The organism is Methanosarcina barkeri 3 (assembly GCF_000970305.1).
In the GTDB taxonomy this organism is placed as follows: domain Archaea; phylum Halobacteriota; class Methanosarcinia; order Methanosarcinales; family Methanosarcinaceae; genus Methanosarcina; species Methanosarcina barkeri_A.
This window is the reverse complement of the sequence record NZ_CP009517.1, coordinates 3,315,575-3,334,783: the sequence shown is the minus strand read 5'-3', so window position 1 is coordinate 3,334,783 and position 19,209 is coordinate 3,315,575. Positions and strand designations below refer to the sequence as shown.

The following is a 19,209-nucleotide window of genomic DNA, read 5'->3' as shown; positions in this document are numbered from 1 at the left end:
AATTTGGGGATTAAAAACTATATCAAGATTTTATGCTTACTTCTGACATGTGGGTTGCTGTGTCTAAGTGCAGCTGCCCAGGCTTCAGATTCGACAGGCAACCGTATATGGGATGAAAACGCAAATGAGAGCCTTAACTATACATGGACGCCTCAGACTTATTCGGGCTTTTATTATGATCTGGATACCGGAGAAGGTTCCGAGAATCTAACAGTCCAGCTCAGTAAGGGCAGCCGGACAATTGAAAAGGAAGACCTGCAGTACGAAACAGTACCCATAAAGACCGGTTTTGAGTATGGAAAGTGGGGTTCTTATGAGGTTATAGGGTTTATGGCAGAGCGCTACTTTGCAGGGTATACTGCAAACTCAAGCTTTGCAAATAAAGAGATTAGCGTTATCTCGGGTGGGCAGCTTTCAAAAGTCCTGATGGATAACGATGATAGGAAATCCATGTACACGGGTTCAGCTCTTGTTCTTGAAGAAGGATACTCCCTTAATATGGTTGAGGTTGATGTTAATGGAAACACAGTTTGGGTACAGCTTGAAAAGGACGGCAAAGTAGTCGATGAAGCTTTCCTATCCTCTAATAGCGACTATGTATACAAAGCCGACCTCGGGAGTACCGAAGATGTACCCATAATTGCAGTTCATTTTGCTCAGATCTTCAGCGGCGTAGAAACCAACGCAGTTTTCGTTGACGGAATTTTCCAGATCTCGGACCAGTATGTGAAAATCCAGAACGGTGACAAGTTTGGGAAGATGGAGGTAAGTTCCACCTCAAGTTCAGGCATAAAAATGAGAAATAGTGACTCGATCTCTCTTAGCAAGGGTGACACTATTGATATCATGGGTAAACTTAGTTTTGTCGTGGCCGATGCCAATGAACTTCGTTTTGCTCCAATAGTTGAAACCTCCAGGCCCGGAACCTACGAATTAAGGGGAACGATACACGATGATAAGTTTGATACTATGGTCTGGACGCCTTTTAACTTTGAGGGTTTCTATTATAACATTGACGAGAATATTTCCACTGAGAGCCTTTCCATTGAAGGGCTCGATGACAGAACAATTGAGGATGAAGCACTTGTTTACTCTACGAAGCCTGAAAATGTCAAATTTGAGCACGAGGGCTGGGGAAGTTATGAAGTTGTCGGTTTCATGGCAGAGAAATATTTTGCAGGATATCCTGAAAACACTCTTGGTAACTCAAAAGGCATAAGTGTGCTTTCGGATAGGGTTCTTTCAAAAGTTTTGATTGACGACAATGACAAAAAGTCCCTGTTTACTGGTTCTTCTTTAGCCCTGGAGAATGGCTACTCCCTTAAGGCAGCCGAGGTAGATGTTAACGGGAAAAGTGTACTTTTCGAGCTTTACAAAAATGGAAAGCTCCTTGACTCGGGGATAGTCCCTCAGGGTGGGGACTATATTTACGAAGCCGATATAGGAGGAGCTGAAAATATTCCTATGATTGCAGTCCATGTAAGTACGGTCTTCCGTTCCACAGAAACAGATGCCGTGTTTGTGGAGGGAATTTTCCAGATTTCGGATGATTACCTGGAAATTTCTGGGGGAGATTCTTTCGGTGAAATGGAAATAACTTCGATTTCCGATTCAGGCATCACAATGAAAAACAAGGACTCAGTCTCCCTTTCAAGGGGTGATGTCATAGACCTGATGGGCAATATGAAATTCAAAGTTGCCGATGCTTCAGTCCTGCGCTTTTATCCTTTTGTTGAGGTCAAGACCGAAGCAGGAGATCAACTGAACATCGAGATTCCTGAGGCGCTTGTAGTCGGGAAGCCAACCGAAATCCTGGTAACTGCTAGAAATGTTTCAGTCGGCGGTGTTGAAGTTTCTGTTGGAAACGAAAGCATAGGTACTACCGGAGATAACGGCAATCTCACTTTCACCCCGGGTAAGGAAGGTAGCTTCACTGTAACTGCGAATCGGGAAGGTTACGTTTCCGGAACTAAGCGTGTAGATGTCCTTGCACAGGGTGTCCAGAAACTCCTGGTTTCGGTTTCTCCCGAAACTGTCCGGGAAGGGGACCAGATCAAAATAAGTGTCACGGACTCTGTAGATAACAAGCCTGTTGCAGGGGCGGATGTTTTCTTCGGCGGGCAGAAAACTGACGCACAGACAGACGAAAAAGGTATCACGTCTTACTGGGTTACTACTCCGGGCACATATGTGGTAAACGCCACAAAGACCGGTTATGAAGAAGGAGAAACCCATGTCGAGGTGACGGAAAAAGCCACACAGTTCTCTTTCTCAAACCTCACGATACAGCCTGCTTCAGTTGAAGCCGGAACCCCGGTAAATATAAGTGTGAATGCTATGAACAATGGAAGCGTCACAGGAGAATCCAAAGTGGAATTGCTAGTTAATAACGAATCGGTTGATTCCGAGAATGTAACCCTCAACCCGGGTGAGAACAAATCAGTCGAATTCTCACATACTGAGGACAATCCAGGGACGTATACTGTTGAAGTAGGAGGCCTGAGAGAAAGTTATGAAGTGACAAAAAAGGCTCCTTTCTTCAGTGGGATGGCTACGCTTGGAATACTTGCCACAGCGTTTGTTATTCTGCGGAAGAGAAGAAGCTAATAAACTAATTAACGCTTCTGACTTTCGTACTAAAGCTTAATTAACGTTTTAAACTTTCGTATTAAAGCTTATATTAAGCTGTAAGGGTTTAAACTGAAAACCTGTCGGTTTAATATAACTTTAATACCTGTGCTGTGGCAGAAGCTGGAAATTATGCTCCGAATTTCCGGCTCTCCACTTTTTTCTCTTATTTGATGTTCGAGACGACAGCTTAAAATACTGAACTACGATTGTTGAATAGAATGCTTGAAGCTTTAAGTGCTTTTATTGCCAATTACGGGTACCTGAACCTCTTTATCCTTAGCTTTCTGGCTTCCACGGTTTTGCCTTTAGGATCAGAAGCACTGGTAGTAGCTCTTATTTATCAGGGTTTTAATCCTTTTGCTGTCGTTCTGGTGGCGACTTCAGGCAATTATCTCGGATCGTGTACAACGTACTATCTCGGGCTAAAAGGGCGTCCGGTACTTGAGAAGTTTCTGTCTCCTTCTCCTGAGAAGCTTGAGAAAAGCGAGAAGCTTTTTAAAAAATATGGTCTTTATACTCTTCTTTTTACCTGGGTTCCAGGTATCGGAGACGCAATTACCATGGTTGCCGGGCTTATGCAGCTTCCTTTCCGATACTTTTCTGTCCTGGTTTTTCTTGGGAAATTCGGGCGTTATTTTGCTATTGCTTATCTAACAGTTTTTTTTAGCAATTGATTCAGGCTTTTCGAGATAGACCTAACTTATTATTTTATCGATTTTCATTCCTTTAAACAATTTTTTATTAATTTTATTCCGTTATATAATTCTTTTTTTCTATATAATTTCACAAGGTAATTACCCTCTTGAAGAGAAAAATAGATATCTTTATATAATCCATGGTACAATATTTGATTGTCAAAGCAAATTTAGTTGATTTTACTGCTTTGACTCATTTTTATTGCCTGTCTTCCAGGCCTCCAAAAACGGGCTCAATATCTAATTATAACCTCCATTTTTTAATTTTTTCTTTTCTTTTCTTTTTTCGTTTTGTACACAATTTAGCTTTACCTAAGTTTGGGGCATATTCGTAAAGGAACAGATTCTAAAAGGTATGTTTATATATTGATTACTATTTAATGTTCGTAAAGTCATTAAGGGAAAAGTGTTCAGAATCCAATTTATATACTGATCATCTTGTTTCTAGTCTTTTTGTTCTGCTTCAGTATACTTTTTGTTCTGCTTCAGTATACTTTTTGTCCTGCTTCAGTATGCTTTTTGTCCTGCTTCAGTATATTTTGTATCAGTATCTTTTTTATTTTTGTATCAATAACTTTTTTATATTCCTTCCTCTTATTTTCAGTTATGTCTCCTTGCAGTAAAACTAAAGCTTTGAGTCTTTTGATTTTAATTCTGCTTTTACTTGTCCCAATAGCGGGGGCAGCTTCGAATACAGGCAGTATCAAAAAAGCTGACCTTTATCAAGCGCCTGAGAATTCTACTAATGAAAATGCTCTCTTTGCAGAACTGAGTGCAAACGTCGAGCTTTATAACAAGAATTTCGATAAAGTTCCTGATATTCTGCAGAGACTGGTGGCCAGTGAGGAGATCGCCGGGAAAATCAAACTTGAGAACGGCGAGATGCTTTACGTGACTTTACTTATGGGAGGAGGACAAGTAAGGGATTTCTACAGTTATGAAACTCCTGATGACCCAAACTCAAAGTTTGGACCTTCCATCACAGTGGAAACCGATGAAAAAACCATACAAAATGTGCTTGATTCAAAAGAACCTTTAAAGGAAGCCGTAAAAAGCATGAATGACGGCTCTCTGAAGGTGGAAACCGAAGGGCTTTTCCGAAACTTTATGCTCTCAACTTTAAAGACATTTTATAAGTAAATAAATAATAAATAATAAATAATAACTAAATTTTTGAGCTCTAGAAATCTAAGCTCTAGAAGTTATTGATTTGAAATGCTCTTTTCCTTTCTGTGAAAAGGGCATAATTTTTCAGAATTTATGGTTTGTTCTCAAATTTTTCAAATTTACAAGATCTCTTTATACAGGTTTTTGATACATATATGACGCATTAACTCTTTGATTTTGATGCATATATCGTATTTCCGTACCTGCCTATGTTAATCCTTTTTCCGTTGGGTTTCGGTTCATGAGAGTAACTCCAAGACGGATGTCCGGCATCAATACAGGGAGAGATTACTGTGTCTTTAACCCAGGTTTTTCCATTCCATCTTCCAGTTGTTGATTTCAGATGGTAATCATGTTTTGTCTGGCTCGCAAATAGTGGATTTACATGGATGTCAGTTTTCGAGGTACAACTTTTATAATTTCCTACTGCGTTGTTGTAGAGGCAGTTATATTGCAAATATATTTTATGGTTTTTACTGGCGAGATAATTCATCACACCATACCCTGTCCCACCCGGACTCTTTTTACGTTTCAGGGTGTTTACGATTATATTGTTACGGGCAATTATTGCATATACGGATTTTGACGTGTAACTTGGTGAATAATTTTCCGGATACAAATTGGCAATAGCTACATGATATATGCCGTCAAAGACATTGTTTTCAATGTAAGTATTATGAAATCCGCTAATTATGACACCGCCGACCCAGGTAATGCTAGGATTGGTGCCTGTTCTGTAAAAGACATTATTGTGAATACGAACATTTTTTCCAAGATCTTTAGTAGCAGAAGCGGTATCATAATTGAAAATCCAGATCCCAGGACCATAGGTGTTATGGATAACATTATTGTAGATACTAATACTATCCATAGTGCCTGTATCAGTCCCGCCTTTTTCGATTTGAATTCCTGGACCGCCTGCGCTCCAGTCGTAGAAAGAATCAATCACATTATCATGGAATTTTACGTGGTTTGAGTTCCAGATTCTAAGACCGCTGTTAGTCCTGCAGGTTATCCTGTTTTTCCAGGCTTGTACATACTGACTGCTAATAGCAAACAGACCGTCGTGCCCCATTTTGTATAACTTGTTGTTATAAAATTGGATGTTTTTACAGGAATTTGCCCTCAGCCCATCGCCGAGACCATCATACATATACATATTGTATACTTTTATGTTGTTGCAGTTAGTGAAGTACATTATATTATAGTGCCCGTCACCCAAAGAAACTTTTGAATTGCCTTTACGGTTTCCATTAACCTTGAAACCTCTTACTACAATGTTACTATTACCAGAACTACTCATCTGCTTGATCAAGGGTTTCATTGCAACCCAGCCTGCATTATTAGCAAGTTTGATCACAGCACTTGAATCCCCTTCAAGAATAGTATTGCTGCCAATGAGAAGAGTATCGTCAATAACATATGTAAAAGGACCTTTAAGGTGGACAGTGGTATATTTGGAGTTACTTGCCACAAACTTAAGGGCCTGATTTATCTGTACATGATCGTCTTTTCCATCGCAATTATATTTTCCAGTGCCATCCCCCGCAACATATACTATTGATGAGCTAGTTGCACATAAAGCTGTAGAAACGCTTGCAAGAAGAAGGAAATTTACCAATAAAAATATCATTAATTCTCGTTTTAACATCGACATCGGCTGAAGGTGGTCAGAACAAAATATATTATTGTCTTTGGCAGTTAAATTTTTATACAGTAGCGTATCCACACCTCCTCAAATTTTAGGATTATTTGCTAGAATTTAGCTCGCTAAATTAGCTTTTCAGATATCGCGGGTAAGTTATTGCAAATATTATATATTTTCAGAACTTAAAGGCTTTAAATACACAAATGCATTTCTGAAATCATAAAGAGTAAATACGTAAAAATATTTTTAAGAATAAGGCAACTCTTTAATAAAAAGATTCCTAATTCTGGTTTTAACATCGAAATCATTGGTATTAATCATAACGTTCCTAATTATTTTTTTACAAATAAATATTTATCAGGTAACACTATGGCACATTAATAAAAATTTTTATAGTTTGCTAAATATCTTTCTATATTTATTAATTTTTTGTATACTTTTTAATAAATTTTTGCATATAATTAGTAGGAATTTAAAAACTGTAAATAACGAAAACCATTGAAAAAATATTCAAACTTAATTTTCGAAGATGTTAGTTGAATTGTCTTCTCACTGGTGAATTAGAGAATAAAAAAATTTATTTAATTTTCACCAAGTGTCATTAAGTATATTACTTATATTTCAAAAATGCTATCAGGGAAATTATTTATTTTTGAAAGAATACTACGGAATATAGGCTGGATAATTTTGGATGAAGTAAAGTATGACTAAAGGCAATTCTCTCATATATAAACTAGATATACTTTATAGCTAAATCATCTAATATTCAGACATCAAATAACAATTTAAAACTTAAAATTAGTTCGAAAATTATATTGTTAGATAATTTGGACATAAGACTTATAATGAACTAATACTAAGGAATTTATAGAGTTCAAATGTACTTTCTTGACTTTTACAAAGCTGTTTCTGAAATTAACAATTATAGACCTTTCAGGAGTGGAACTGGAACTCATGCCAGAGTTTGTCGTAGATATAAACAAAGTGGTAATATTTGCGTATAGGTGACCCTTACTATACGTCGTTAGGTATGGCTTATTGGAAAACACTTGGTTCTGAAGCTGATCGCATATATGTGAGGAGTTAAAACTCCTCATTTTTTGAGGTGAATAATATGAGTAAAAGTAGTAATACAATAGCTGCTTTTGCCTTTTTTCTGATTCTTGCAATACTGCTTGGACTATGTATAAAAACTTCAATTGATATGAAAAAACAAACTCAAGAACCGCAGGTAAGTGGTATATATATCCAATTTGAAAACGGAACTACTGAGCCAGAAGTTAATGCCATTCTTGATAATTACAACATAACTGAGAACTATACCATAGATTACGACTCCAAGGATATGCTAAGAAGATACTACATAACTGTAGACCAAGATAAAAAAACCGATATAATAAATGAGCTGAAGAAAGATGAAAATTTGACTTTTGAAGTTGAAATCAGAAAAGAAAACTATAACATAATTATATTACCCGAAGAGTTCATAGCAGATAAAAAATTTATCGCAATGTTGAAAAAAAATAATCTTCAATTAAAACAGTCTATCTTGTGTTATATTCGTATTGGAGACGGATCAACTGATTGGATTTCGGAAGGAGATGCAATTAGGATCAAAAATGGGCTTGAAACAAATGAGAAAGTTTTGAATGTATTTCTTTCACATTTTGAATACTAAAATTCCACAATAATAATTCATTGCAAAAGTAACAATGCATTGAATCGTAACTATTCAGCCTGGACAAAATACATCAATAGCCATCGTTATTGATATTAGATATACAAATCCAAAAAATGAAATTTATTTTACTTAGTGCTTGATTATATTTTTGTCCTAATGTCAGTTCTCTTTTTATCATAATCGATATCAATCGAATATCAATAAGCTTTTTGGTAGCTGAATAGTTACAATAAATCTATTTAGTATCAAGGGTTAATGCTTGACAACCTCTCCAGGATATGTATATCTTCCTTTTTCCATTATCGTGCCGATATTTATACTTGTATTGATACCTGTATGCACGTCATCTCCCATAATCACCCCGAGTTTTCTCCTGCCCGAGTCAAGAATCCTGTTTTTTATCATTACTTTTATGTTTTTTCCGTCATGGCGGAGGTTTGCAACCTTGGTACCAGCTCCAAAGTTGCAGCGGTGCCCGATAACACTGTCTCCTACATAACTCAGGTGACCCACATGAGTGTCCTTCATAATAATCGTATTTTTTATTTCTACGGCATTTCCAACTCTTACATGATTCCCTATTGCGGTGGAAGGACGAATAAAACAGTTAGGCCCGATATCGCAGTTTTCTCCTATTATTACCGGACCTTCGATATAAGAACCGTTCCTGATAAGAGTGCCTTTCCCGATTACAACCGCTCCTCTTACGGTAGCGTTCGGTTCCACGGTACCTTCGCAGCTGCCCTCAAGGCCTTTCAGGAGGTATTCATTTGCTTTCAGGAGATCCCATGGGTACCCTATATCTATCCATCTGCCTTCGAGAGGGCTGTAACCCACAGCTGCTCCACTGTCGATCAGCATCTGGATGGAGTCCGTAATCTCAAATTCATTTCTCACTGAGGCCCGGGTTCTGTCAATAAAGTCAAAAATGGATTGCCTGAAGAGATATATTCCGGCGTTTGCAAGGTTAGTAGGAGGGTTTTTAGGTTTTTCTATTATCCTGACAACTCTACTATCATCGGTTTCAAGTACCCCGAAATCCGACGGGTTTTCTACTTCTTTTACGCAGATGACAGCTTCCTCTGTCCTTGAGATAAGGGCTTTTAAGTCCTCCTGGCCTATGAGCATATCCCCGTTAAGTACAAGGAAAGCCCCATCAACATAGCCTTTTGCACAGCCTATTGCATTTGCAGTTCCTAGCTGCTCTTTCTGCTGCACGTACTCTATGCTTACTCCCCATTTGCTTCCGTCCCCGAAGTACTCTTTTATCTGTTCTTCGAGATAACCGGTAATGAAGACAAAGCCTTCAATGCCTGCTTCTATGGCTGAATTGAGAATATGTTCGAGGATTGGTTTATTTGCGACCTGGAGCATAACTTTGGAACAGCCGGAAGTTAGAGGTTCCATCCTTGTGCCTTTGCCTGCCACAAGGACAACCGCTTTCATTTAAGTGCCTCCTTTGCTATCTTTTCAGCCATCTCGAAAATCTCATCAACATTTTCCCGGGCTTCAGCTGTAATTCTAACTTTTGCTTCCGTCCCCGAGGGGCGGACGAGTACCCAGCCATTGTTCATTTCCACGCGAATTCCGTCGATGTCAAGTACCTTTCCCAAAGGCTCGAGTTTGGCCTTAATTTTTCCCATAAACTCTGCCTTTTTGTCATTTGCACAGGGAAAAGCTCCTCTTTTTGTGGCATACCTGGGAAGTTCTTCTCGAAGCTCGCTTAATTTCTTTTTCTTGACAATCTCAACAAGTTTTGCAGCTGCGTAAATTCCATCCGGGCAGTAGGAAATCTTCGGGAATATCCAGCTTCCTGATGGCTCGCCTCCATAGATAGCACTGCACTGTTTTATGCCCTCTGCAACGTAAACGTCTCCAACTCTTGTTCTCACAATTTCCGAACCCTTAAGGGAATCATCAACCATCATTGAAGTATCCACAGGCACGACGACTGTTCCTTTCTTACCATTACATTCATACAGCCCGAAAATTGCAAGCATTTCGTCTCCTGAAACAAAATTGCCTTTCTCGTCCACAGCCATCATCCGATCCGCGTCACCATCGTGTGCGATTCCGAGATCAGCTCCGAAATCCACAACAGCTTTTTTGAGCATGGAAAGGTTTTCATCGTTTGGTTCAGGGTTTCTCGCAGGGAAATGACCATCAGGCTGAGCATTCAGGGTTATTACCTCACAGCCCAGTTCCTGAAGAAGATAAGGGCTAATTGTCCCTCCTGCTCCGCACCCGCAGTCAAGTACAACTTTCAGGCTGGAACCTTCGACAAGCTTTTTGATCATGTTCATATGGGCCCGAATAGCACTTCCGTCTTCTTCGAACTTGCCTATCAGGTTCCAGGGAACCATGGAAAAGTCCTCATCTTCAATTGCTTTTTCTATCTCTTCCTGCTGTGCCGAGTCAAAGGCCATGCCATCAGGGTTCCAGAGTTTGATCCCTACATACTCTGAGGGATTATGGGAGGCTGTAACCATTACACCGCATTCGTATTCTCTGGTTGCATATGCAAGGGTTGGAGTAGATACCAGGCCTATTTCTGTAACAGCACAGCCTGTAGCCGTCAGTCCAGCAATCAGAGCATGTTCGATCATAGGGGCTGAAACTCTAGGGTCTCTCCCGATAACCGCAGTTTTTTTCCGGCTTCCCAATACAAGCCCTACCTTAAGCGCAAGTTCGGGCGTAATTTCTTTATTTGCTATCCCTCTTATTCCTGAAGATCCGAAGAGTTTCATATGTCCCAATCCCAATTTCCTGAAGTATGTTTTCTTGAATTCTCTTAATTTTGATTTTAAATTTTTAGTCTTTCCGTTATTCTACAGTGACACTTTTTGCAAGATTACGCGGTTTGTCAATCGAACATCCACGAGCAAGGGCAGTATAGTAAGCAAGCAGTTGAAGGACTACAACACTGAGCAGCGGAGATAGCAGTTCGCTAGTTTGAGGAATTGTAAGGACAACATCCGCATACTTTCCGATCTCGGTGTCTTTGTTATCAGCCACTGCGATAACCGTTGCATCCCTGGCTTTTACTTCTTTTATATTGCTCAGCACCTTATCGTAAGTCTGCCCTCTTGTTGCAATGGTAACTACAGGCGTTCCTTTCTCAAGCAGCGCAATCGGCCCATGTTTAAGTTCGCCTGCGGCAAAACCCTCTGCATGCAAATATGAAATTTCTTTTAGTTTGAGAGCTCCTTCGAGGGCAATAGGATAGTTAAAGTGCCTGCCGAGGAAGAAGTAGTTCTCTGCATGAGCAAAATTCTCTGCACATTCCTTCACTGCTTCTTTCTGGTTAAGAATCTGCTGAATCTGACCTGGTACTTTTCTTAAACCCGTGATGAATCCTTTAACGTAATTAGGACTTAGCTTGCCTCTTGCCAGGGCAAATTTTACGGCGAGAATATAAAGAAGCGTAAGCTGGGTACTGAAAGTCTTGGTCGCAGCAACTCCAATTTCAGGCCCTGCTCTGGTATAGAGCACACTATTAGCTTCTCTTGTAATGGTGCTTCCCACAACATTTGTGATTGCTAGCGTGGGGCAATTGTAAGACATTATTTCCCTAACAGCCGCTAGAGTATCTGCAGTCTCTCCAGATTGGGTAATTGCAATGGCAATAGTTCCATCACTTATAACCGGGCTTCTGTACCTGTACTCCGAGCAGATGTCTATATCGCAATGAATTCCTGCAAGCTGCTCAAAAAGATATTTCCCAAGCAGTCCTGCATGCCAGGAGGTTCCACATGCCAGAATCTGGACTCTTGAAAGTTTCCTGATCTCCTCGTCGGTCATACTTAGTTCTTTGAGATCTATTGTTCCTTCAAGTTCCGAGACTTTACCTGCAAGTGTATTATGAATTGCACTCACCTGCTCGTGGATCTCCTTAAGCATGAAGTGTTCGTAACCGGCTTTCTCAGCAGCTTCAAAGTCCCACTCAATTTTTTCTATTCTCTTTTCGCAGACTTTTCCTTCTCTGTCAAAGATCTCTACACTGGTAGGGGTAAGAATTGCAGTTTCAAGGTCATTTACGAAAATTACGTCCCTTGTATAATTCAAAAAAGCAGTTACATCCGATGCGGCAAAGTTCTCTCCTTTGCCGAGTCCTATAACAAGTGGGCTGTCTTTTCGAGCAAGCACGAGTTTTCCCTGTTCGTCAGCACAGAGAACTGCAAGGGCATAAGAACCTTCTATCTCTTTTAGCGCTTCCCGCAGTCCTGTAAGAAGTTCACATTTTACTTCTCTTCCATCGGGCTGACCGTATATGTGCTTATGCAGGAGGTGTGCGACCACTTCGGTATCAGTTTCCGATTTAAATTCATATCCTTCTGCAGTCAGTTGTTCTTTCAATGCCATGTAGTTCTCTATAATTCCGTTATGTACAACCGAGATCTTACATGGGTTTCCGGAGGTATGCGGATGAGCATTTGTTGTGCTGGGTCGTCCGTGGGTTGCCCAGCGAGTGTGCCCTATTCCGATGTTGCCACTTGTTCCGTCTGGAATCGTGGCTTCAAGATTTACAATTTTACCTACTGACTTATAAGTATCAATTCCGTTGTTCAGAATCGAAATTCCAGCAGAGTCATATCCACGATACTCGAGTTTTTTGAGAGATTCTATGATAACAGATGCAGCAGAGTTTTCTCCTGCATATCCTACAATTCCACACATTTTTCCACCTTTAAGGGTTAAAGAACAACCGAATGACGGGACAGGTCCTTATATATAGTATTTCCAGATTCAACCTGGCAGTCAACAGCTATTGTCACTCCTGCTTTCACAAGTACGCTATTCCCAATCCGGTTGTCGTCTCCGAAGATGGTACCGAGTTTGGGAGCTCGATGAACGGTTCCGTTCATTATGATCGATAGACCTTCTTTTTCTTCAACAAAGAAACCTGAACCAATTGTATTGTTGCTTCCAATTATGGAGTTAGAGATCCGTCCATGTGAGTATATCCTGCAGTCATTCATTATTATGCTGTTCTGTATTTCGGTAAATGACCTGATCGATACATTGTCTCCTATTGTTGTGGAGGGCAGAATAACTACATTGGGGCCGATATCACAGTTTTCCCCTATGACTACAGGGCCTACAATGTAAGTGCCTGAACGAATCCTGGTATTTTTTCCTACTGCCACCTTTCCACTGAGGAAAACTCCATCTTCAATTTCTCCTTCAAGCTTCAGGTTCCTGTCTGAGTTTAAGACTGTGGCATTAGCTTTTAACAGATCCCAGGAATGGACAGCATCAAGCCACTTTGATTCGGTAGAAACGGAAGTAACGATTTTTCCTTCGTCAATCATAAGCTGGAGGGTATCGGTTATTGCATACTCTCCATTTTCAGATATCGGAGTTTTTTCGATGGTTTCAAAGACATTTGGCGTAAAAATATAAATTCCGGTATTCACAATACGGCTCAGGTCTCCAGGTCTTTTTTCCAGAATTTTTGTTACTCTTTCTTTCTCTTTAAGAACCACACCATAGCCTGCAGTCTCTTCCATCCGAACAGTTAGAAGGCTTGCGTCCCCTTCATAATTATTCAAAAGATCTGCTATAGTTTTCGGTTCTACCAGGTTGTCTCCATTGAGCACGAGAAATACTGAATCCTCGGGGTCAATCCACTTTTTTGCCTGCTCAATTGCATGTGCAGTACCTAGCTGAGCTCTCTGTTCAACGTACTTTATTTTTACTCCGAAGTTTAGCCCGTCTTCGAAATAGTCCATTATGCGTTCTTTTTTATATCCAACAACTAGTATAATATCAGTTATTCCATTTTTTTCAAGCGAACCTATTACATGCTCTAAAATAGGCCTGTTGGCTATAGGAAGCATTACTTTTGAACGAGTTAGAGTAAGAGGCCTGCAGCGCAGCCCTTCTCCTGCTGCAAGGATAATAGCTTTCATAATTTAAAGAACCTTTTTTAGAATTTATACATTACCTTCGAAAGTTTTAAACAAAATAACCATACCTAAATATATCTAGAGTATTCTGTCTTTACAAGGGACAACTAACAATAAAAAAGTAATCCCTATATAATTAGGAAATAAGTTTTTCCTATAGATAAACAACTCAATACCATAAATCCGGGGATTCCGAAAGAATTCTATCCTATGTACTATTTTTTATAGCCGTTTTATCTTTTTGAAAGTGCCAAAACTTATTTATTTTATAACTCCGGTATGTATTTCCTACTTTTTATGCCTTATGCTTCCTAACCCTTGAGAATCTGGACAATTCTTGATAAATTCTTTCCATTGGAAGTTTTAATTCACTGTCATATATTTAAGAAGTAGTTGCCGCAATTTATGGAAAATTTAATCTACCTCTTAATACTTTTCTGGATGCTTCCTTAATTTTCTATATAATCACAAACAAAAGGCTTCAAATAATACTGAAGTTCTGGGAATCGTTTAAGGATACTCACTTTTTGGCCAGGCCTGAATATTTACTTCCATACTATTCATTTAAACTCAATACTCCATTGTACAAAGGAGGTGATCAACGTTACCTTAGTTTCATGGAGCTTGGAGACTTCAAGAACGGAGATAGAACCACTTTGATCCATAAAGAATAAGGCACCAATGAACAATTTGATTTTAGTTATGGAATTGCTTATCTGTATAAATAGCAGGTGTTCAAAACAAACCTGTAACCTACTCTTGAAGCAACACGGTTAAATGAAACATATTAATAGAAATATATTAATGAATCTGACCTTTACAGGACTTATCTCAAAAACAAAAAATATTTATAAGTCTTTATGGGCATTTTGATAAGGTCCACTGAAGAATAATTTATAAAAATCGGTATATTTTTAATTTTTTAAAAAACGGGTTAGTTCTTTGTATGATACAAAATTTTTGGGCAAATAAGTTTAAGTATAGTATGCGCACATAGTCTCTTAAAAAAAATTTAATGATAAACTGAAGTAACTTCAAAATTGAGCTCAAGCAGGAAGCAGGAATTATGCATCGGGAATTTAAAAACAGTCTCAAAATAATAGTTTTTCCTATGCATCGGATTGAGTCTCTAGGGCCAATTTCTTATGGTCTCTCAGTCTTTAAGAGGAGGTTTACCATATACCGAATGCCGGCCTTGATGCGAATACTTTCAATCTGCTTTCCTTAACTTTATATGTTGTGGCGTTGTAGTTTAAAACGCCTCTCTACACAATACAAGATAAACAAGAGGCTTGAGGTAGGAAGAATGAAACAAACAGCCCAATCTATTCGAGATCGATTTTTAAAACTTGGCATCGATGTACCTGTAGAGGATATCGAAAGCAGACTTGATGAACTGATTACGAAATTTAAAGTTCCTTCAAACGAAGCTCAGCGCAGCGTGACCAATTACTTTTTGAAGAAATATGCTATTCCTAAGAATGAATTTTACACCAGGCAGGCTGAGCCGCAGCTTACTAAGATTATGGATATTTCGGAAAATGGACAGTGGGCAAATCTTAAGGCAAAGGTTGTCCAGCTCTGGGAAAACACTCATGAGTCCATCTCTCAGGTAGGATTACTGGGAGATGAAACCGGAATTATAAAGTTTACCGAATGGAAAAATGCCGAACTGCCTGAGCTTGAACAGGGAGAGAGTTATCTCTTCAGGAGCGTTGTTGTAGGAGAGTACAATGGCAGATTCCAGGTTCAGCTTAATAAGAATACTTCTATAGAAAAACTGGATGAAGCCATTGGAGTCGGAGGCGGTGACTTCACACCGGCTGCAAGAGAATCCGAACTCAGGAATATTTCCGACCTTTCTGGAGGCCAGTGGGCTACAGTCAAAGGAAAAGTAGTTCAGCTCTGGGAAAACTCTCATGAATCGATTGAGCAGGCAGGGCTTATAGGGGATCCCACAGGGGTTATCAAATTCACTAACTGGGCTAGTTCCGAACTTCCGGATATGGAAGAGGGTAAGAGCTATGTGTTGAAAAATGTGGTTGTCAACGAATGGGGCGGTAAGATCCAGCTCCAGCTTAACCGGTCAAGTTCCATAGAAGAACTTGATGAAGATATCAAAGTCGGGTCCTCAACTTCTACATACTTCGGAGCAATGGTTGACATCCAGACCGGTTCGGGCCTCATAAAGCGTTGTCCCGAGTGTAAAAGGGCCCTGGTTAAAGGCGCCTGTCCGGAGCACGGGAAAGTAAAAGGAGAATACGACCTGAGGATAAAAGCGGTTTTGGACTCCGGAACTTCCACTCAGGATGTTCTGATTAATAGAGAACTTACTGAGGAGCTTGCAGGACTTTCTCTCGATACTGCAATTGCAATGGCTGCTGACGCTCTCGATCCCGGGGTAGTGCTGGATACTATAAAACATGAGTTGGTAGGCAGGTACTATACCGTAACCGGGCACAAGCTTGATCGCTACATCCTTGTGGATTCCATTACTCCCAAGACTTCTCTGGATAAAGAGATGCTTGATGAGATGCTTTCGCTTAATGAAACATTTACGAAGCTGGAGGTGCAGTAAATGCCAGGCTTTTTCAGAGAAGCTGCCCGCAGAGTTTTTGCCCAGGAACTGAAGGATTCGAACCTGACTTCAAGGGACGAAAGTGATCAGTATGCTCCACAGTACGTCCTGACGCCCACTGGAGCTAAAGTAAACCGCATCTTCCTTGTTGGCACACTTATCGAAAAGGAAGACATCGGCACTGATTCCGAGTACTGGAGAGGGAGGGTTTCAGATCCTACAGGTTCTTTCCTGGTCTATGCCGGACAGTACCAGCCCGAAGCAGCTCAGTTCCTTGCTGAGTGTGAATTACCGGCTTTTGTAGCAGTTGTGGGCAAAACCAGTACATATACCACAGATGACGGAAATGTCCTGACTTCTATCCGTCCCGAATCTATTCAGCAGGTAGATGAACTTACCCGGAATCTCTGGGTGCTCGATACTGCAAAGCAGACACTTGAAAGGATAAGGACAATTGAGGCAGAGGAAGACCAAAACTCAAAACTTGCAAAAGAACACTACTCAACTGATACCGGTTACTACCGTGAAATAGTCAAAAAGGCTCTTGAGTCCCTCAAAGAAAGAGAATAAATCAAAACGAGTAAAGTCATACTGTCTAAATCGGGGGATGAATGCCCCTTAATCTTTTTATTTTATTCGAATACCACGCTAGCCTACTGCATGGATGAAAACTTCCCCGGTAACCATTGATGATAGTATAATTATCAATTCCATTATTATCAATTCCATTTTCGGTTATTAACTTCTGCTCAAACTAAATTGTTTAGGGTTGTTATTTTCCTTTAAAGGAATTATATGGCTACTTTCACCGATGTCACTGTTTTTCTGAAGCAGCCAACTATGTTTGAAGCAGCCAACTATGCAGCAGGAGAAGTAGAAGAGGAGTTTGGAAATGCAGCAGATGTTGCCAATAACAGATTTATAGGAAATTCAAACTTGTGTTTAAGACCAAGGGAGAAAAGATCATGAAACTTAGTCAAATTTGTATATTGGGTCTGGTACTGGCAAGTGCAATATTTGTGGCTTTTGCTTCTGAAGAGGGGAGAATAATATTTACGAAAGAAGATGCAAAGCAAACAAAATACCTTGATCCGTCAACTGCAAACGTAAATATTAGTTTTGAGGATGCAAAAAACAAGATAATATCAGAAAATCCGGAAGTAATCAATGAGTCTGTCCATGGAGAACTGATTGATGATGAAAATTTTGGGATAATCTGGCAAATAAGCTCAAAAACAACTAATGGAAAAAGCATCTTAACAGGAATAAATGCCTCTAATGGAGAGCAACTTTTTGTATACGATGGATCGAAAAATGTACAGGGAAAGAATGTACAGGGCAAAGACAGTGTAAGTAAAGATGATGCTCTGAAAATAGCAGAAGAATATATCGAATCCAGGGTTTCAGCGGATAAAATTAATGATATTGAGCTTGAATATGTAAACTACATAGAACCTCCTGCTGATGATCTGCCAGGAAATTATCATGTAAGTTACGCAAGAGTTATCAGGGGAATACCTTCTCTTTCCGATGGAATACTGCTTGATGTTAATGCAGAAACAGGCGAAGTTTCAAGCTATCGTAAAAGATGGTCTATGGATGAGGAAGAACTAGCACTCATTGATACGAAACCAGGCGTTACGGATGAAAAAGCAGTTGAGATTCTCAAAGAATACATGAGTAACGAACCGTCTATAGGAGAAGAAAAAGCAAATACCGTAAAAGTTATTTCGTCAAACCTTGTCTGGAAAGAGGACGATGAAGATAAAATTCATCTGGCATGGTGGATCCGATTCATGGATTCAAGTTTTGCAAAGGACGATACCTATCCTGCTTCAGTATGGATTGACGCACATTCAGGAGAAATGTTGCTGTTTAATTATTACAGAGACTAAGTTCGAAAGAGTTCTAACTTTCCATTCCTCTTTGCATAAAAGTACGTAATTATTTATTCTCAAGGAACTTTTGTTCCTTTTTCTTTTCCTTTCACCTGTCCCTTTTCCTTTCACCTGTCTCTTTTCCTTTCACCTGTCTCTTTTCAGGTATTTTATGTTTTTTTCTCTTAACTCAACTTTCAAAGAAATAATCTGCAAAGGGAATTCAATAGCTCGCAGGGAAAAATCCTTCAGTAATACTATCTCGTCAGCATTAAAATGTCCTATATAATTACTTAAAATGGTTCAGAATTCTTTTGTCTTTGAGGGTTAACGTGACACTGTTTTAAAATTAACAATTTTTCCTTTCTCCATAAAGGCAATCTCGTCACTCATCCATTCAACAACCTTAATATCGTGGGAGATAAACAGAAAACTTATCTTGAACTTGATTTGCAGTCCCTTAAGAAGCGAAAGAATTTGAGCTTGGACAAGTGGATCTAGCATCGAAGTAGGCTCATCCGCTACTATTAATTCCGGTTTCATGCTAAGGATTCTTGCAATTGCAACTCTCTGAAGCTGACCTCCACTTAGCTCTTTGGGATAGCGAAAAAGAAGCTCTTCATTAAGGGAAACAATTTCAATAAGTTCCTTTATCCTCTCCAATTCTTTGTCTTTAGCGCAAAGCCTGTGAAGCCTTAAAGGTTCTGCAATTATATCATAAACTTTCATCTTCGGGTTCAAGCATGATTCAGGGTTTTGAAAAATAATCTGCATTCTGGTTCCCAGGTATTTTAAAGAGTGGCCTTTAAGTCCTGAAATATCCTTACCATCAAAGATAATGCTACCTTCTGTCGGTTCAAGCAATCTTAACACTGTTCTTCCAAGTGTGGATTTCCCACAACCACTTTTTCCAACAAGACCTAGAGTCTTCCCTTTTTCTATCCTGAAACTTACTCCATCAACGGCCTTGTTAACCTTAATCTGGAAAAGCCCGGAATAATAATGCTTTTTCAGATCTTTCAC

At 39.5% G+C, this 19,209-nt stretch carries 14 protein-coding genes; 8 read left to right on the top strand and 6 right to left on the bottom strand.

What is annotated here, in order from left to right; genetic code table 11:
• Positions 1-3: 3 nt before the first annotated feature.
• From MSBR3_RS13535 to MSBR3_RS13525, 3 genes are all read left to right on the top strand, one after another.
• Positions 4-2,607, top strand: a complete 2,604-nt coding sequence (locus MSBR3_RS13535; RefSeq protein ID WP_048108772.1) for an S-layer protein domain-containing protein — start codon at positions 4-6, stop codon at positions 2,605-2,607.
• Between the two features lie 242 nt (positions 2,608-2,849).
• Positions 2,850-3,305, top strand: a complete 456-nt coding sequence (locus MSBR3_RS13530; RefSeq protein ID WP_048108771.1) for a YqaA family protein — start codon at positions 2,850-2,852, stop codon at positions 3,303-3,305.
• Positions 3,306-3,932: 627 nt separating this feature from the next.
• Positions 3,933-4,466, top strand: coding sequence for a hypothetical protein (locus tag MSBR3_RS13525; protein ID WP_048108770.1), 534 nt, complete (start codon positions 3,933-3,935; stop codon positions 4,464-4,466).
• Positions 4,467-4,656: 190 nt separating this feature from the next.
• Here MSBR3_RS13525 and MSBR3_RS13520 read toward each other — a convergent pair whose 3' ends face one another.
• Positions 4,657-6,114: a right-handed parallel beta-helix repeat-containing protein gene (locus MSBR3_RS13520; protein ID WP_230627490.1), complete on the bottom strand. Its 1,458-nt coding sequence runs from the start codon at positions 6,112-6,114 to the stop codon at positions 4,657-4,659.
• 1,141 nt (positions 6,115-7,255) lie between these two features.
• On the opposite strand from MSBR3_RS13520, the gene MSBR3_RS13515 reads away from it, so the two are divergent.
• Positions 7,256-7,819, top strand: coding sequence for a UPF0228 family protein (locus MSBR3_RS13515; RefSeq protein WP_048108769.1), 564 nt, complete (start codon positions 7,256-7,258; stop codon positions 7,817-7,819).
• Between the two features lie 255 nt (positions 7,820-8,074).
• On the opposite strand, the gene glmU (MSBR3_RS13510) is transcribed toward MSBR3_RS13515, so the two are convergent.
• The 4 genes from glmU (MSBR3_RS13510) to glmU (MSBR3_RS13495) form a co-directional block, all read right to left on the bottom strand.
• Positions 8,075-9,268 carry a bifunctional sugar-1-phosphate nucleotidylyltransferase/acetyltransferase gene (glmU, locus tag MSBR3_RS13510; RefSeq protein ID WP_048108768.1) on the bottom strand — a complete coding sequence of 398 codons (1,194 nt, stop codon included), beginning with the start codon at positions 9,266-9,268 and terminating at the stop codon, positions 8,075-8,077.
• Positions 9,265-10,569 carry a phosphoglucosamine mutase gene (glmM, locus tag MSBR3_RS13505; protein ID WP_048110535.1) on the bottom strand — a complete coding sequence of 435 codons (1,305 nt, stop codon included), beginning with the start codon at positions 10,567-10,569 and terminating at the stop codon, positions 9,265-9,267. The genes glmU (MSBR3_RS13510) and glmM overlap by 4 nt, the downstream gene beginning before the upstream one ends.
• A gap of 76 nt (positions 10,570-10,645) precedes the next feature.
• Positions 10,646-12,499 carry a glutamine--fructose-6-phosphate transaminase (isomerizing) gene (gene glmS, locus MSBR3_RS13500; protein WP_048108767.1) on the bottom strand — a complete coding sequence of 618 codons (1,854 nt, stop codon included), beginning with the start codon at positions 12,497-12,499 and terminating at the stop codon, positions 10,646-10,648.
• Positions 12,500-12,516: 17 nt separating this feature from the next.
• A complete protein-coding gene (gene glmU / locus MSBR3_RS13495; protein WP_048108766.1) occupies positions 12,517-13,734 on the bottom strand; it encodes a bifunctional sugar-1-phosphate nucleotidylyltransferase/acetyltransferase in 1,218 nt (405 codons plus the stop codon).
• A gap of 1,303 nt (positions 13,735-15,037) precedes the next feature.
• Here glmU (MSBR3_RS13495) and MSBR3_RS13490 point away from each other — a divergent pair.
• From MSBR3_RS13490 to MSBR3_RS13480, 4 genes are all read left to right on the top strand, one after another.
• A complete protein-coding gene (locus tag MSBR3_RS13490; protein WP_048108765.1) occupies positions 15,038-16,309 on the top strand; it encodes a replication protein A in 1,272 nt (423 codons plus the stop codon).
• Complete coding sequence (locus MSBR3_RS13485; protein WP_048108764.1) at positions 16,310-16,879, top strand: RPA family protein; 570 nt, start codon at positions 16,310-16,312, stop codon at positions 16,877-16,879. It abuts the gene before it with no gap.
• Positions 16,880-17,104: 225 nt separating this feature from the next.
• Positions 17,105-17,278: a hypothetical protein gene (locus MSBR3_RS20440; RefSeq protein ID WP_155396825.1), complete on the top strand. Its 174-nt coding sequence runs from the start codon at positions 17,105-17,107 to the stop codon at positions 17,276-17,278.
• On the top strand, positions 17,275-18,204 hold the full coding sequence (locus tag MSBR3_RS13480; protein ID WP_230627488.1) for a YcdB/YcdC domain-containing protein: 930 nt from the start codon (positions 17,275-17,277) through the stop codon (positions 18,202-18,204). Before MSBR3_RS20440 ends, MSBR3_RS13480 begins: the two co-directional genes overlap by 4 nt.
• Positions 18,205-18,513: 309 nt before the next feature.
• Here the strand turns inward: MSBR3_RS13480 and MSBR3_RS13470 are convergent, their stop codons facing one another.
• Positions 18,514-19,209 (bottom strand): ATP-binding cassette domain-containing protein, encoded by a 696-nt coding sequence (locus MSBR3_RS13470; protein WP_230628035.1) that lies wholly within the window; start codon positions 19,207-19,209, stop codon positions 18,514-18,516.

Excerpts from the sequence above, each read along its gene's own strand:
- MSBR3_RS13485 (WP_048108764.1), top strand. The coding sequence starts at position 16,310 with ATGCCAGGCTTTTTCAGAGAAGCTGCCCGCAGAGTTTTTGCCCAGGAA.
- glmU (WP_048108766.1), bottom strand. The coding sequence starts at position 13,734 with ATGAAAGCTATTATCCTTGCAGCAGGAGAAGGGCTGCGCTGCAGGCCT.
- MSBR3_RS13525 (WP_048108770.1), top strand. The coding sequence starts at position 3,933 with ATGTCTCCTTGCAGTAAAACTAAAGCTTTGAGTCTTTTGATTTTAATT.
- MSBR3_RS13515 (WP_048108769.1), top strand. The coding sequence starts at position 7,256 with ATGAGTAAAAGTAGTAATACAATAGCTGCTTTTGCCTTTTTTCTGATT.
- MSBR3_RS13490 (WP_048108765.1), top strand. The coding sequence starts at position 15,038 with ATGAAACAAACAGCCCAATCTATTCGAGATCGATTTTTAAAACTTGGC.
- glmS (WP_048108767.1), bottom strand. The coding sequence starts at position 12,499 with ATGTGTGGAATTGTAGGATATGCAGGAGAAAACTCTGCTGCATCTGTT.
- glmM (WP_048110535.1), bottom strand. The coding sequence starts at position 10,569 with ATGAAACTCTTCGGATCTTCAGGAATAAGAGGGATAGCAAATAAAGAA.
- MSBR3_RS13480 (WP_230627488.1), top strand. The coding sequence starts at position 17,275 with ATGAAACTTAGTCAAATTTGTATATTGGGTCTGGTACTGGCAAGTGCA.
- glmU (WP_048108768.1), bottom strand. The coding sequence starts at position 9,268 with ATGAAAGCGGTTGTCCTTGTGGCAGGCAAAGGCACAAGGATGGAACCT.
- MSBR3_RS13530 (WP_048108771.1), top strand. The coding sequence starts at position 2,850 with ATGCTTGAAGCTTTAAGTGCTTTTATTGCCAATTACGGGTACCTGAAC.
- MSBR3_RS20440 (WP_155396825.1), top strand. The coding sequence starts at position 17,105 with ATGGCTACTTTCACCGATGTCACTGTTTTTCTGAAGCAGCCAACTATG.